This is a genomic window from Streptomyces antnestii, assembly GCF_004005495.1.
Taxonomy (GTDB): domain Bacteria; phylum Actinomycetota; class Actinomycetes; order Streptomycetales; family Streptomycetaceae; genus Streptomyces; species Streptomyces antnestii.
Map to the genome: position 1 here is coordinate 20,047 of NZ_RZYA01000014.1, position 15,078 is coordinate 35,124.

General features: G+C 70.9%; 11 protein-coding genes and 2 pseudogenes. 2 read left to right on the forward strand and 11 right to left on the reverse strand.

From position 1 onward, the window contains the following. Nucleotides 1–10: 10 nt before the first annotated feature. The 3 genes and pseudogenes from EOT10_RS42905 to EOT10_RS26035 form a co-directional block, all read right to left on the reverse strand. A pseudogene (locus tag EOT10_RS42905) lies at nt 11–175 on the reverse strand (SDR family NAD(P)-dependent oxidoreductase); the annotation flags it as partial. A gap of 27 nt (nt 176–202) precedes the next feature. Next, nucleotides 203–1,054: an SDR family NAD(P)-dependent oxidoreductase gene (locus EOT10_RS26030; protein ID WP_223281201.1), complete on the reverse strand. Its 852-nt coding sequence runs from the start codon at nt 1,052–1,054 to the stop codon at nt 203–205. A gap of 117 nt (nt 1,055–1,171) precedes the next feature. Further along, nucleotides 1,172–2,116, reverse strand: coding sequence for an IclR family transcriptional regulator (locus tag EOT10_RS26035; protein WP_127830772.1), 945 nt, complete (start codon nt 2,114–2,116; stop codon nt 1,172–1,174). A 126-nt stretch (nt 2,117–2,242) separates the two neighbouring features. Between EOT10_RS26035 and EOT10_RS26040 the strand changes: the two genes are divergently transcribed. Then, on the forward strand, nt 2,243–3,388 hold the full coding sequence (locus EOT10_RS26040; RefSeq protein WP_127830773.1) for an LLM class flavin-dependent oxidoreductase: 1,146 nt from the start codon (nt 2,243–2,245) through the stop codon (nt 3,386–3,388). Between the two features lie 16 nt (nt 3,389–3,404). Here EOT10_RS26040 and EOT10_RS26050 read toward each other — a convergent pair. Then, a pseudogene (locus tag EOT10_RS26050) lies at nt 3,405–3,923 on the reverse strand (IS5 family transposase); the annotation flags it as partial. Here EOT10_RS26050 and EOT10_RS26055 point away from each other — a divergent pair. Continuing rightward, a complete protein-coding gene (locus EOT10_RS26055) occupies nt 3,921–4,994 on the forward strand; it encodes a polyketide synthase dehydratase domain-containing protein (protein WP_189492094.1) in 1,074 nt (357 codons plus the stop codon). The pseudogene EOT10_RS26050 and the gene EOT10_RS26055 sit on opposite strands and share 3 nt — an antisense overlap. Before the next feature lie 18 nt (nt 4,995–5,012). Here EOT10_RS26055 and EOT10_RS26060 read toward each other — a convergent pair whose 3' ends face one another. The 7 genes from EOT10_RS26060 to EOT10_RS26090 all read right to left on the reverse strand — a co-directional run bounded on the left by EOT10_RS26060 (nt 5,013) and on the right by EOT10_RS26090 (nt 15,037). Next, a complete protein-coding gene (locus EOT10_RS26060) occupies nt 5,013–6,050 on the reverse strand; it encodes an ABC transporter permease (RefSeq protein WP_127830776.1) in 1,038 nt (345 codons plus the stop codon). After that, on the reverse strand, nt 6,047–7,009 hold the full coding sequence (locus tag EOT10_RS26065) for an ABC transporter permease (RefSeq protein ID WP_127830777.1): 963 nt from the start codon (nt 7,007–7,009) through the stop codon (nt 6,047–6,049). Before EOT10_RS26065 ends, EOT10_RS26060 begins: the two co-directional genes overlap by 4 nt. Continuing rightward, on the reverse strand, nt 7,002–8,561 hold the full coding sequence (locus tag EOT10_RS26070) for a sugar ABC transporter ATP-binding protein (RefSeq protein WP_127830778.1): 1,560 nt from the start codon (nt 8,559–8,561) through the stop codon (nt 7,002–7,004). Before EOT10_RS26070 ends, EOT10_RS26065 begins: the two co-directional genes overlap by 8 nt. 112 nt (nt 8,562–8,673) lie before the next feature. After that, nucleotides 8,674–9,771, reverse strand: a complete 1,098-nt coding sequence (locus EOT10_RS26075) for an ABC transporter substrate-binding protein (protein WP_127830779.1) — start codon at nt 9,769–9,771, stop codon at nt 8,674–8,676. Between the two features lie 191 nt (nt 9,772–9,962). After that, a complete protein-coding gene (locus tag EOT10_RS26080) occupies nt 9,963–11,075 on the reverse strand; it encodes an aldose epimerase family protein (protein WP_127830923.1) in 1,113 nt (370 codons plus the stop codon). A gap of 215 nt (nt 11,076–11,290) precedes the next feature. Further along, nucleotides 11,291–12,301: a LacI family DNA-binding transcriptional regulator gene (locus tag EOT10_RS26085; RefSeq protein WP_127830780.1), complete on the reverse strand. Its 1,011-nt coding sequence runs from the start codon at nt 12,299–12,301 to the stop codon at nt 11,291–11,293. Nucleotides 12,302–12,637: 336 nt separating this feature from the next. After that, nucleotides 12,638–15,037 (reverse strand): beta-L-arabinofuranosidase domain-containing protein, encoded by a 2,400-nt coding sequence (locus EOT10_RS26090; RefSeq protein WP_127830781.1) that lies wholly within the window; start codon nt 15,035–15,037, stop codon nt 12,638–12,640. Between the last annotated feature and the right edge of the window lie 41 nt (nt 15,038–15,078).

The window sequence follows — 15,078 nt, forward strand, 5'->3', positions numbered from 1 at the left end:
CTGCCTCGGCCAGCTGCGCGCGGGTCTCCTCCAGCCCCTCCCGGTCCAGGTCACAGACCGCGGGCAGGGCCCCGGCGCGGGCCGGCGCCAGCGCGGTTTCCCGTCCGATGCCGGAGGCCGCGCCGGTGACCACGGCGGTCCGGCCCTCCAGGTGGTACGCGGGCTGCTCGGGCATCGCCTCTCCCTCCTCCGCGGTCGGCGCTCAGTGCGGGGCCGCGTCCATGTCGGGCATCGGATAGGGGAACTTGGCGCCGACCCCGCCGTCCACGGTGAGTACCTGGCCGCTGACGTACCCGGCCAGGTCGCTGCTGAGGAAGAGCAGCGCGGAAGCGATGTCCGCGGGGGTGGCCACCCGCCGCAGCGGTGCGTTGTCCACGTTGTTCCGGTGCCCCTGCTCGCCGAGGTACGCGGAGACCCTGGGCGTCCAGACCGTCCCCGGCGCCACCGCGTTCACCCGCACCCCGTGCGGCCCGAGCTCGACGCAGGCCGAGCGGACCAGCGCCGCCAGCCCGGCCTTGGCCGCCCCGTAGGCGGCGTGCATCGGGGCGCCGGTCTGCCCGGAGACGGAGGAGACGAAGGTCAGCGCCCCTCCGCCGTGCGCGGCCAGGTGCCGGCCGCCGTACTGGGCGGCGAGCAGGGCGTGCCGCAGCACGATGTCCTGGTGCCAGGACCAGTCCTCGTCGGTGAGTTCGAGCAGACTGCGGTAGCGGCTCATGCCGATGACGTCGACCAGCAGGTGCACCCGCCCGAACCGCCGCTCGGCCTCCTCCCACAGCCGCCGGGCGTCCTCGCGCCCGGTCGCGTCGGCGGTCCACGGCAGCGCACCGGTCTCCTTGCCGACCGCCGCCGCCCGCTGCCCGTCCACGTCCACGGCCAGCACCTGGGCCCCGCACTGGGTGAGCGCGTGCACGATCTGCCGGCCCATCCCCTGGCCCGCGCCGAGGACCACCGCCGCCCTGCCGTCCAGCCGCAGCGCCCCGGCGAAGTCGGGGACGGCGTCGCCGTCGGGTTGCGGGGGGTACGCGGGCGTTGCCGGGCCGGGCGTCGGGGTCACTGTCCGCCTCCGCGAGTTTCGATATCTCGAAAGCCTCTCCACAGTGCCAGAGGAGGATGGGCGAGTCCGTCGCAGAGCGCAAGACCCGTGCCGTGCCGGGGCCGAGCTGAGGGGGCGTCAACTCCCTTGTCGGGGCGGCGGCGGTACGTCGACCAGCGGGACGATCCGCCCGCCGGTCCGCTTGGTGATCGCGCGGGCGACGCCGGCCAGCCGCTCGCCGATCTCCACCACCCGGCTCCCGCGTGCCCGCCGCAGCCCGTTGACGGTGAGCGCGAGGGCGACCGCGCCTGCGGAGTCGTGCACGGCCGCGACCACGGTCGCGATGGTGTACTCCCGCTCCGGCTCGATGTCGAGCAGTTCGTAGGCGCTGCCGGCCAACTCGGCCGCCACGGCGTCGAAGTGGGCCCGCAGCGCGTCCGCGTCGACCGGCCGTTCGGCAAGCCGCTGCAGCAGTCCGCCGAGCTCCACCCGGGCGGGCCCGTCCACCGCGACCGAGTAGCCGCGCTCGCGCACCGCCGCCAGGGCGCCGGCCATATGCGCGCGCACGGCCTCCCGGGTGCGCTCGTCCACCCCGTCCAGCCGGCGCAGCCAGCTCTCCGTCCGGCCCTCCGGCGACCAGGCGTAGAAGACCTGGCCGAGCGGCGGCACCAGCGGCACGCGCTGTCCGCGGCGGATGTCCGCGGAGGGGATCTGCGGGGTGCCATCGGTGGAGAGGATCACGATCTGGTCGCCGTGGGCGGCGGGCGCGGAGATCACCGTCTCGGTACCCAACTCCCGGGCCAGCTCGGCCATCCGGCCGCGGGCCAGGTCCACGGCCGGGTTGCCGCGCAGCGCCGCGTCGCCGAGCGCGATCGGGCAGGCGCCCAGCTCGTACGTCTTCCGCTTCGGGTGCCGGACGAGGTAGCCGGCGTCCTCCAGCGCCTGGAGCACCGAGAGCGCCGAGGCCAGGCTGATGCCGAGCGCGGCGGACAGCTCGGAGAGGCTGAACGCGCCGCCCGGATGGGCCGCGAAGAAGTCGAGCACCGCGAGCGCGCGGGTCGCGGCGAGCGCCGGACGCACCATCCCTGTTCCCTCCCGTCCGCCCCTTGCGGGACCGGGCCCAGCCGTCCACAATCCTTCCGCACTCCGAAGTCTCTTTTGATATACCGAAACTGATGCTCCGTCAATCTCTCTGGCTCGGAGGCCCCGATGAAACTCGATGTGCTGTACGAGGTCGACGTACCCCGCCCCTGGGACGGCCCGCACCCGCAGGGCCAGCGGCGCGCCGAGCAGCGCGCGTACCGCGAGGCGGTGGAGCAGATCCGGCTCGCCGACCGGATGGGCTTCAACACGGTCTGGGCGGTGGAGCACCACTTCCGCGAGGGCCGCTCGCACATGCCCTCCTCCGAGGTCTTCCTCGGCTACCTGGCCGGGCTCACCGAGCGGATCCGGCTCGGCTTCGGCGTCACCCTCACCCCCTTCGGCTTCACCCCGCCGCAGCGGATCGCCGAGAAGGTGGCCACCGTCGACCTGCTCTCCGGCGGGCGGGTCGAATGGGGGACGGGCCGCTCGACGCCCATGGAACAGACCGCCTTCGGGGTGGACATCGCGAAGTCCCGCGACGACTGGCGGGAGGCGATCCAGATCGTCTGCGGGATGTGGCGGGAGGAGTACTTCTCCTACGAGTCCGAGCGCTTCAGCTTCCCGCGCCGGATGGTCACTCCGAAACCCGTGCAGGACCCGCATCCGCCGGTCTGGATGGCCGCCACCTCCAACGGCTCGGCGGAGGTCGCCGGGGCGAACGGGCTCGGGCTGCTCTCCTTCTCGATCATGCAGTCGCTGGAGGTGATGGCGGCCCAGATCACCGCGTACCGCGCGGCGGCGGCCGCGGCCCGGCCGCTCACCGACGTGACCACCGACAAGGTCGCCGCCTACACCCTCGTGCACTGTCCCGGCGGCCGCGGACCGGTGAGTCCCAAGGTCTGGGACTCGGTGGCCTGGTGGTACCGGAACCTGGCCGTGTTCACCCTCGAATGGGAGCTCCCGCACCTCACCGAGGAGGAGCGGGACCGCACCTTCCCCCTCCTCAAGCCGCTGTTCGCGGGCGAGGTCCCGGTCGAGCGGTTCGACGCCGCCGACATGATCGTCATCGGCGACACCCAGACCTGCGTCGACAAGATGAAGCGCTACGCCGACCTCGGCGTAGACGAGCTCATCTGCTACGTCCAGTGGGGCTACCTCGAACACCAGGACATCCTGCGCACGATCGAAGTCCTGGGAAAGGAGGTCATCCCCGAGCTGGCGACGTACACCCCGAAGCCGCCGAGGGCGGCTGAGGCCGGGGAGCCCGGCTAGGAGTTGCCTTCCAAAGTCACGCCCACATCAGGAGCGAGGCGAGGTTGACGGCTGCCTGGTAGGACTCGACGGTCTTGTCGCAGCGGGTCGCGATGCCGCGCCACTGCTTGAGTCGGTTGAAGCATCGTTCCACGAATTGCGCCGCTTGTAGAGCCGCTTGTCAAAGGCTGGGGGCGCCCGCATCGGTTGCCGCGCCGGAGCCGGTTGCGGACCTGGTCGGCGCGTTCGGGGATGGTGTGGCTGATACCCCTCCGCCGCAGGCAGGTCCGTATAGCCCGGGAGCTGTAGCCCTTGTCGCCCAGCACGTGGTCGGGCCGCACCCGAGGCCGGCCCGGGCCGAGGCGAGGCACCCGGATCGCCTCCATCAAGGTAGTGAACTGGGTGCAGTCGTTGGTGTTCCCGCCCGTGACCACGAAGGCGAGTGGGCGACCAAAGGCGTCGCAGGCCAGATGGATCTCGCTGGTCAGGCCGCCCCGGGAACGTCCGAGGCCGGGGCTGCGGACCCCCCTTTTCGGGCTCCGGCGGAATGCTGATGCCCTGGCTCGCCGACCACCGGGTCGCCGAGACCCCCGACCTGCCCGGCACCGGATTCGCCGAGATACTGCTGACCGCCGCGGCCGAAGTCTTCGGCACCGACCGGATCGCGCTCACCGACCTGCGCCTGGAGACACCGCTCGTCCTGGACCCTGAGCCCGAAGTAACCACACGCTTGGTCCACGAGGGCGGCCAGACACGCGCCGAAGTCCTCACACGCACCGACGACGGCATCGTGATACACGCGCGGGCCACCGTCCGGGCGCTGCCGGACGATCAACCGCGCCCGGCCCTGGACCCGGCGATGCTGCCCAGCCCTGAGTGGACCGACTCCGACCCCGCCGATCTGCACCGGCACTTCCGCGACCGCCACAACGTCCACCACGCCCCGCCCTCACCGCGATCGACCGCATCCAGCTGCAGCCCGACCACAACCGCGCCACCGCCCTGGTACACATCGCCGACACCGCCCGCGTCTCCGCCTGGACCATGGCCCTGCACCCCGCCCTGGCCGGTCGCTGGATGCCCAACTGCTTGCCGACACACTGGGAGCCGAAGGCGAACAGCCCACACCCACATCCTGCTTGTTCTGGACCCGCACGACGGAACGGCGGACAAACCAGCACCTGCCCGCGCCGCCGTGCACAACACGCTGACCATCCTTCAACAGCTGGCCAAGCGCGCCCCCGCGCCCCGCCTGTGGACGCTGTGGCGGGGCGAGCACGCCCTGACCGCCGCCGGAGTACGCGGGCTCCTGCGGGCCGCGGCCTTCGAACACCCAGAACTGCGGTCCTCCAGCCTGGAAGTCTCCGGCAACACCCCCTTGGAGGCGCTCCTGGCCGACCTGCTCGCCGAGGACCCGTCGATCACCGAAGTTGCCTGGCGAGACGGCCGCCGCAGCGTCGCCCGAGTGCGCCCTGGCCCCGCGCCCCGCCCGACGACTCCATCCTCAGGCATGCGTGCTCCGGTCAGGCCCGGCGGAAGCTACCTGGTCACCGGAGGCCTCGGCGGCCTGGGCCTGGTCACCGCCCTCCTGATCGCCCGGGCTCGCCCGCCGGGTACCAGGGCGTAAGGGCACGGTGCCCATCGGTCACAACAACTGCCGCCTGCGGCCGAGCCACGTCTGCGCGATGACCACGACCGCCAGGAACGCGCCGCTGACGACCTGCTGGTAGGAGGAGTCGAGGGAGCCGATCTGGTTGATGACGTTCTGGATGACCTTCAGGAGCAGCACCCCCACCAGGGAGCCGCTGACGTAGCCGAGGCCGCCGGTCAGCAGCGTGCCGCCGATGACGACCGCGGAAATGGCCTCCAGCTCCATGCCGTTGCCGAGAATCGTGACGCCGGAGGCCAGCCAGGCGGCGTTGAGCGCGCCGGCCAGGCCCGCGAGGACGCCGGACAGCGTATAGACAATGACCTTTGTGCGGGCCACGGGAGCACCCATGAGAGCGGCCGCGTCCTCGTTGCCACCGACCGCGTAGACATGCTGGCCGAAGCGGCTGCGGCGCAGGGCCACCGCGCCCGCCACGAACAGGGCCAGGGTGATCCACACGGGGTTGCCGAGGCCGAGTGTCGTGCCCTGGCCGAGCTCGGCGAGGAACGAACCCTTGGCGACGAGATAGGTGTCGGCGCCCTCGTCGGTCAGGGACAGCATCAGGCCGCGCGCGCCCAGCATCGCGGCCAGCGTGACGATGAAGGGAGCGAGCCGCGAGCGGGCGATCAGCAGGCCGTTGACCACACCGATGAGCCCGCAGAACGCCATCGGCAGCAGGAGCGCCACCAAAGTGCCGTACTGCGACCCCCACGCGGCCAGAACACCGCCGAGAGCGAAGAGCGAACCGACCGACAGGTCGATGCCGCCGGTGATGATGACGAACGTCATGCCGAGCGCGACGACCGCCAGGAACGCCGAACTCGTCGCCATGTTGGACACGTTGTCCCCGGTGGCGAACGAGCCGAAGCTCAGTGACGCCACCGCTGAGACGATCACGAGGACCGCGAGCGCGCCATGCTGCTGGACCAGCGCGCTCAGCCGCTCGGAACGGCTGCTGCCGACGGGCTCGGCGTCGGGAAGCTCTTTCTCCGTACGGGCCACGGCCTCTTCCGTTTCCGTCCTGGTCGCCGTCATCGCTTCCCCCGTCCGCGCGCCGCGTACACCGCCAGCACGATCACGATGGCCTGGGCGATCTGCGTCCACGAAGGCGGCAGATCGTGCTTGATGAGGGTGGCGGTGAGCAACTGGATGAGGACGGCGCCCGCCACCGTTCCGGCGATGTTGACCCTGCCGCCGCTCAGGGGGGTGCCGCCGACCACCACTGCGGTGATCGCGGACAGTTCCATCAGATTGCCCAGCGACGTGGGGTCGCTGGCCTGGAGCCGCGCGGTCGCGAGCACACCCGCGACAGCGGCGAGGAGCGCGCACGCCACGTAGACGAGCATCAGGACCCGGCGCACCGGCAGCCCCGCGAGCTTCGCCGCCGCCCGGTTGTCGCCGATGGCGAGCAACTGCCGCCCGAAGGTGGTGCGCCGGACGACGAAGGCCACCAGCAGCGCGAGCGCGGCGGCGATGACGATGAGGTACGGGATGCCGAGGACGTCCCCCGAACCGAGCGACGCGAGCGCCGGGTTGTGCAGGTCCTTGAGCTGCGGCAGCAGCACCAGGGCGATGCCGCGGCCGCCGACCATGAGGGCGAGCGTGGCCACGATCGGCTGGACGCCGACCCAGGCGACCAGCGCCCCGTTGGCCAGGCCCACCACGGCGGCGAACACGGCCACCGTGAGCAGGGCAGGCACAAGTCCGTACCCCAGATAGAGGGCAGTGACCGAGGCCGCGAGCGCCATGACGGCGCCCACGGACAGGTCGATGCCCTCGGTGCCGATGGCCAGGGCCATGCCGAGCGCGACGATGATCACGGGCGCGACCTGTACGGCCTGAGTCCGGAAGTTCTCGGCGGACAGGAAGTGCGGGGTCACGGCGATATTGACGACGAGCAGCACAGCCACGCCCGCGTACACGCCGTACGTCTGCATCCACTGCAGCACGCGGGCGCGGTCGAGGGCGGCCGGCCGTATCGCGGCCTCAGCCATGGCGGGTCACCTCTCCGGCGGCGCCGGGGCCGGGGCTGCCCGCCGCGATGGTCTGCATCAGCTTGTCCTCCGTGACGTCGTCGCCGGTCAGCTCGCCGACGACCGCGCCGTCCTTCAGTACGACCACGCGGTCGGACCCTTCGATGAGTTCCTCCAGGTCGGAGGAGATGAGCAGGACACCGAGGCCGTCCTCGGCCAGTTCGTCGACCAGCTTCTGCACCTCGGCCTTCGCGCCCACGTCGATACCGCGCGTGGGCTCGTCCAGGAGCAGCACCTTCGGGTTCATGGCCAGCCAGCGGGCCAGGAGCACCTTCTGCTGATTGCCTCCGGACAGCTCGCCCACCTTCTGGTACGGCGAGGAGGCCTTGATACGGAGCCTCTTGACGAAGGTGTCCACGATCTTGTCGACCTGGGCCTCGGAGACCAGACCGAAGCGGGAGAGCCTAGGCAGTGCGGCCAGCGCGATGTTCTCCCGGACGGAGAGCCCGGGGACGATGCCCTCGCTCTTGCGGTCCTCGGGCAGCAGGCTGATGCCGGCGCGGATGGCGGCGGGCGTGGATCCCGCGCGCAGCGGGACGCCGGCCACGGTGACGCTGCCCGCCTTCGACGCCAGTGCGCCGGAGATCGCCTTCGCTGTCTCCGTGCGCCCCGACCCCAGCAGCCCGCCCAGACCGACGACCTCGCCAGGACGGATGTCCAGCGAGACCCCGTGCAACTTGTGAGGAACCGTCAGATCTGTTGCATTGAGGACGGGTTCGGAGTCGGCGGCATGGTGGTCGCCGGTGAACTTGGTCAGGCCCTCACTGCGGACCTCGCCCAGGTCACGCCCCAGCATGATCGACACCAGCGTGAGCCGGTCCAGATCCGCGAGCGGCCCGGTGTGCACGCGGCAGCCGTCCCGCAGCACCGTCACGGTGTCGCACATGGCGTACAGCTCGTCGAGCCGGTGGCTGACGTAGATGACGGCGATCCCGTCGGCGCGCAGCCGGCGGATCACCTCGAACAGGGTCTCCACCTCGCGAGGTTCGAGGGAGGAGGTCGGCTCGTCCATGATGACGACACGCGCGTCGGTGGCGACGGCCCGGGCCAGCGCCACCATCTGCTGGGCGCCGACGCCCAGCGTCCGCAGCGGCTGCCGCACGTCCACCCGCACCCCGTACGCGCGCAGCGTCTCCTCGGCCTCGCGGTGCATACGGCCGAAGTCGAGCAGCCCGAGCCGGTTGCGCGGCTCGCGGCCCAGGAAGAGGTTGCGGGCCACGCTCAACAGCGGGATGAGGTTGACCTCTTGGTAGATCGTGGAGATGCCCGCGTGCTGGGCCTCCAGCGGCGTGGCGAAAGAGACCGGGCGCCCCTGGAAGGTGATGTCTCCCGCGTCGGGCCGGTACACGCCGGTGAGGACCTTGATGAGCGTCGACTTGCCGGCGCCGTTCTCGCCGATCAAGGCGTGGACCTCACCGGCGTGCAGCGCGAGGTCCACGCCGTCCAGGGCCCGGACGCCGGGGAACGACTTGCTGAGTCCGCGGACGGTGAGGACTTCGGCGGAGGGAGCCACCTGTGCCTCCAGAGTGGAGTGAGGGCTAGGGCAGGGGAGCAGAGGGGAGTATGGATCAGGGGCGAGTGCGGGTGGGCCTGCGCAGGCCCACCCCCACCCGCCTGAAGTCGTGTCAGAACGCCTTGCCGATGTCCGACTTGGCGTTCTTCGCGTCGTAGGCCCCGTCCTCGATGATGACGTCCTGGGGGACTTCCTTGCCCTGGGTGAACGTGTCGAGGGTCTGGAAGGCGAGCGGGCCGAAGCGCGGGTTGGACTCGATGACACCGCTGATCCAGCCGTCGACGATGCCCTGGACGGCGTTGCGCGTTCCGTCGACCGTCACGATCTTCACGTCACCGGCCTTCTTGCCGGCGCCCTTGAGCGCGGCGACCGCGCCGAGGCCCATCTCGTCGTTCTCGGCGTAGATCCCCTTGATGCCGGGCTTGGACTGGATCAGCTGCTCGGTGACCTGCTGGCCCTTCTCGCGGGCGAAGTCGCCGGTCTGCTGGAAGACGACCTTGAGGTCCGGGGCCTTCTCCTTGATGCGGTCCTTGAAGCCCCTGGTGCGCTCGGTGGTGACGTTGTTGCCCGCGGCGCCGAGCAGGATCGCGACCTCGCCCTTGCCGCCGGTCGCCTCGATCATCTGGTCGGCGGCGCGCTTGCCCTGGTCGACGAAGTCCGACGCGATGAAGCTGACGTAGTCCTTGCACGCCGTAGCGTTGATCTTGCGGTCGATGGTGACGATGGGCACCTTCTTGGCCGCGGCGGCCTTCAACACGGGCTCCCAGCCATCCGAGTTGAGCGGGGCGATCACCAGTAGGTCGGCGCCCTTGGCGAGGAGGTCCTGCACATCGCTGATCTGCTTGGAGAACTGCGACTGGGCGTTGGCGGTGAGCAGCTTCAGACCGCGCTTGCTCGCCTCGGCCTTGACCGAGGCCGTCTCCGCGATCCGGAAGGGGTTGGCCTCCTTCTCGGACTGCGAGAAGCCGACCGTGGCGTTCTTGAGGTCGAGCTTCTTCCCGCCGTACGCGGCGATCGTGCAGCCCTTGCTGCCGGGCTTCGGCGTGACGACCTTCTGGCCCGCGTCGGCGGCGGACGCGGAGGAGTCGGACTTGTTCGCGGCGTCGTCCTCGGACTTGGCGCAGCCGGAGGCGGTGAGGGCCATGGCGGCGGCCAGGGCCACGATCACAGGGCGGGCGGTGAGGTGACGGCGGTGGGCGAAGTGCTTCATGGTGACCCCGATCCGGGTGGCGCGGCGACGGAGGGTGGCAGGGAGCAGTGAGGGCGGCGATATGCGGCTCGACGAGGGGGGAGCCTGGACTGATTCGCCCGCAGGAGGTTTTTACATCGTTGAAAGGAGGGTGTAAAGCCTTTGTGCGGGACGTGACCGCCCTGTGATTCGGGTGGGCCGCCCGGCCGCGGTCATCGTGCGACCGCTGTGAGGTGCGGGAAGCCGAGCACGGTCCGGCTGCGCAGGGCCTGGTCCGGGCGCAGGACGGTGCTCGGATAGTCGGGACGATTGGGGGAGTCGGGGAAGTGCTGCGTCTCCAGGCACAGGCCCGCGTGGGCGCCAAGTCTGCGACCCAGCAAGTCGCGCAATCCGCCGTCGAGTTGCTGCCCCGCGTAGACCTGGAGTCCCGGCTCGCTGGTGTGCACCTCGAGCACGCGCCCGCTGCCGGGGTCCTCGAGGCGAGCCGCGCGGCGCAGGCCCAACTGCCCCTCGCCGGACGGATGGTCAGGGTCGCCGAGCACCCAGCAGTGGTCGTAGCCGCCGGCGCGCGCCAACTGCTCGTCGCGCTCGGTGATCCGCGCACCGATCCGCCGTGCCCGGGTGAAGTCGAACGGCGAACCGGCCACCGGTGCGGGTGCCCCGGGGAGCGGAAGGCCCGTCTCGTCGATGGGCAGATACGCGGAGGCGTCCACCGTCAGCAGGTGGTCGAGCGCCCCTCGGTCCGGGTGGCCGGAGAGGTTGAAGTAGGCGTGGTGCGTCAGATTGACGGGCGTGGGGCGGTCGGTGACGGCGTGGTAGTCGAGCGTCAGGGATCCGTCGGGCGCGAGAGTGTAGGTGACGGACACCTGGAGCGAACCGGGAAAGCCCTGGTCGCCGTGCGGACTCTCCAGGCTCAGCCGCACACTCGCGGCGCCGTCGGACCGCTCGCACGGCTCGGCCCGCCACACCCGGCGGTCGAACCCGTCGGCCCCGCCGTGCAGCGAGTTGCCCCGGTCGTTGCCGGGGATGTGGTGCCGCGTTCCGTCCAGGGTGAACGTGCCTGCGGCGATGCGATTGGCGAACCGCCCCACCACGGCGCCGAGATACGCGCCATGGGTGGCGTAGTGCTTCACGTCCGGGAGGCTGAGCACGACCTCGGCGGGCGGCCGCCTCCCGGGACCGGGGACACGTAGGGAGTGCAGTACAGCGCCGTACGTCAGCACGGCGGCCTCGACTCCGCTCGCGCTGCACAGAGTCCAGCGCTCGACCGGGAGGCCCGAGGGGGTGGCGCCGAAGGATGCCGAGAAAGGGGCGGTGAAGGACATGGGCTCCTCGCGGGGGTGAGGGCCGGGCTCCGGTCGGCGCCGGACGCGGGCGATGCCGATGCGGGCGCGGACGGAGCCGGAGACCGGCAGCTGCGGACGCCTGGACATTACAACGTTGTAAGGAGCTGGTACAGGTATCTGCTCGGGTCGGTCGGGGATGACGGCGGGAAGTCCTCTCCCCGGCATGACGAGCGCATGGTCCCCCGCCGCCCGGGCTACGTGCTCCGCCCCAGCGTGCTCTCGCGCGCGATGAGCCGGTAGTCCGCCCACACGCGGCGGGGTTCGGGCGCCTGGCCGCTGAGCCGGGCGAGGACCGACTCCACCGCCATCCGCGCGATGGCCTCCTTGTCCGGCGACACGGAGGTGAGCGTGACCGTCCCGAAGTGCCCCTCGACGACATCGTCGAAGCCGACCACGGCGACGTCCTCGGGCACGCGCATGCCGCGCTCCGACAGCACCCGCATCGCTCCGATGGCGATGGGGTCGTTGTACGCGAACACGGCGTCGGGCCTGCGCCCGGTCTCCAGGATCCGGGTCATCGCCGCCGCGCCGTCCGCGTGCCCCCACCCCTCGGTCGTCGCGATCAGCCCGTCGTCCACGGAGAGGCCCGCCGAGAGAAGTTCCTCGCGCCACCCCTGAAGACGCAGGTGGGCGGGCTGGCTGTGGCCGCGGCGGGCGCCGATGAACGCCACCTCGCGGCGCCCCAGATCGATGAGATGGCGGACTGCGGTGCGGGCCGCTGCGACGTTGTCCACCGCGATGTGGTCGTAGGGCAGGTCGTAGTGGCGCTCGCCGAGCAGGACCAGAGGCACGTTCTCCGTACGCTCACGGAGGTCCTCGGCCTCCAGCTCGATGGGGCTGAGGATCAGGCCGTCGATGACGCGGGCGCGGAAACCCTGGCTGACCAGGACCTCCTGTTCGCGCCGGCCGCCCGTGTGGTCCAGGAGCACGATGTAGTCGTGCAGGGCGGCTGCGTCGATCACCGCGGCCGCGAGCTCGGCGAAGTACGGGTTCCCCAGCTCGGGAAGGGCGAGGGCGATGATGCCCGTCCGCCCCTGACGCAGGTGCCGCGCGGTGAGGTTGGGCCGGTAGCCGAGCTCGTCGATGGCCTGCTGTACCCGCTCGCGCATCGCGGGTGTGACGTGCTGGTAGTTGTTCACCACATTCGAGACGGTCTTGATCGACACGCCCGCACGCGCGGCGACGTCTTTGAGGCTGACCCGCACAACATTCCTTCCGGTGGCCTGCCGGGCGCCGGGACCGGTGCGTGCCCGCACGGCGCCGGAGCCATGGCCCCGGCGCAAAGGCTCTGGAGCCGGGCTTGCAACGTTATACGTCCGCATAGTGAAAGGTGGCAAGGGGAACGGATTTTGCCAGGCACCGGCAGCCGGACAAGCAGGGGAACGAGACCCCGACGCACCGGACCCCCGACACGCCGACACGCAGGACGCCCGGCACACAGGCTCCTGACACCCAGGACCCCCGGCGCGCCGTCCCCGGCACACCGACACCGTGGCGCGCCGGGATCCCCCCGGCGCGCCACGAACGGTCACGACGTCACGTCAGAGCAGCCGCCACAAGTGGTCGTCCGTCCCGTTGTCATCGAACTGGACGACCTGCGCGCTGTCCGCCGTCGACATCCCGTCCACGCCGAGGACCTTGCCGCTGTTCTTGTTGCGGATCCGGTACCACCCGTCCCCGCTGTCGACGAGCGCCCACAGGTGGTCGGCGGTGCCGTTGTCCTCGTACTGGACGACGTGTGCGCTGTCCGCCGTGGACATCCCGTCGACCCCGAGGACCTTGCCGCTCTGGCCGTTACGGATCAGATGCCAGCCGTCGCCCTTGTCGACGAGTTGCCACGCGTGATCGCCCGTACCGGAGTTGGCGAACTGGACGACGCGGGCACTGTTCTCCGTCGACATGCCGTCGACCGCCAGAACCTTCCCGCTGTGCTTGTTGGCGATGCGCCGGAACGCGGGCTCCGGCGTCCATGCCCTGCCGTCGGGCGAGGCCTGGGGAAACGCCGTGATCCGCAGCCGGGCCGCGCCCATGGGGACGAGTGTCACGGTCTCGACGGGTGCGTCGCTGCGGGCAGGTCCGCTTTGCAGGGGCGCGACGACGTGCTCGTCGTCCGCGACCCACTCCTCGATGCGACGGGCACGCGCGGTGATGTGCACCGGAGTCGTTCTGTGGGTGAAAGGGTTGTCCCCGACCGGCCCGTCGTCGCGCCGGAACGAGAGCCCGGCGTCGGGCGACAGACCGTAGTTCCAGGCGGAGGTCGCGTGCACCTCGTAGTGGGGGAACGTGTCGTCGCCCGCGTAGCGCTCGTACTGCTCGCCGATCTTCAGGGAGTAGGTGAGCGGTCCGTGGTCGACGCTGACGGCGTCATGGTTGTCGGGCCAGTGGCGTACGGAAGTGTGCTGCGGCAGGCGCAGCGTCACCACGTCACCGTCGTGCCAGGTGCGCTCCACCTTGACCCAGACCGGTCCGTCCTCGGCCGCCAGGCGCTTGCCGTTGACGAGGAGTTCGGGCCCGCGGCACCACCCCGGGATGCGCAGCTGGAGCGGGAAACGCACCGGCTTCGGGGTGGAGAGCCTGAACTCGACGGCCTCGGTGAAGGGATAGCCGGTCTCCTCGACGATGGTCACCTCGGTGCAGCCGGTGACCCGCGTACGGACCGTGCAGGGGGCGTACATGGCGGCGGCGAGCCCGTCGCCGGGCGTGGCGAGCCACAGCTCCTCGTTGAAGTAGGGCCAGCCCATGCCGTAGTTGTGCGGGCAGCAGCGGTACTGGTCGACGCCGGGCTGCAAGGACTGCATGGCGAAGCCGTTCTGGAACTGCCCTTGTGTCTTCGGGGTGTTGTTCAGGTCGACGCTGTTGGCGCTGGTGACGTAGTGCAGGGACTTGCCCTGCGGGTCGAGTGCGGCGGGAAGCATGTTGAACGCGAGTTCCTCGCAGCGGTCCGCCCAGACCGGGTCACCGGTGATGCGTGTGAGCAGTTCATGGCTGGCCATGAACTCGACGATGCCGCAGGTCTCGAAGCCCTGGCGGGGGTCGCCGAAGCCGGGCCGGTAGTTCTCGTCGCCCGCCATGCCGCCGCCGGGGAACTGGCCGTACGCACCCATCACCGCGTCGTAACCGCGGTAGGTGGCCCGGGTCAGCTCGGCCGAGCCGGTGAGCTGTGCGTACTGGGCCGGCTCACGGAATCCCTGGGCGATGTTCACGTTGTGGCGCGAGGGCGTGACGCCTGTCCAGTCCGCGCCGAGGGTGTGCATCCTGCCCGCCAGATCGAGGAGGAACTTCTCCCCGGTACGGCGGTACAGCCACACCACGATGTCGAGCCCGTCGCCCCAACGGTACGAAACCCAGCTGGAGTTGAAGGCTCCGGTGCCCTGGGCGTTCATGAAACGCAGGAAGCGTGTGACGAACGGGACGACGCGCCGGTCGCGCGTGTACTCCTCGTAGGTCCGCAACGCCATCAGCAGCGGCAGGAACGGCCAGAAGTCCGGACCGCCGTTGAGCGAGGTGCGCAGCGCGCGCGGGCCGAAGAAGCCGTCGCTGTCCTGCGTGGCGAGGATCGCGTCGATCCACTCGCTCGAACGGGTCAGGGCGTGCTCGTCACCGGTGGCGACGGCGAGCGGGACGTAGCCGCGCAGCCAGTACGGCAGTTCCTCCCACGCGCCGCGCTCGGGGTGCACCCAGCCGGTGTTGGCGAAGTCCAGGAAGTGGGAGAGGTCCTCGTACCGGCCGCACAGCCCGTCGAGCTGGAGCTTCAGCTGTCCTGCGAGCCAGCCGCGGGCGGTGACACTGCCGGAGGGCAGCTTCCGGAACGCGTCCGGGAGCGGAGAGCCGGCCGACGGGCGTGAAGCCGCCGCGGCGGACGTGGCGAACCGGCCGCCGAGCGCCGCGGCGCCCAGGCCCAGGGCGCCGGCACCGAGAAGGGCGCGTCTGCTGACAGGCATGCGGGTGCTCCTGTTCGGGGGGGGGGGGAGGGGATGCGGAG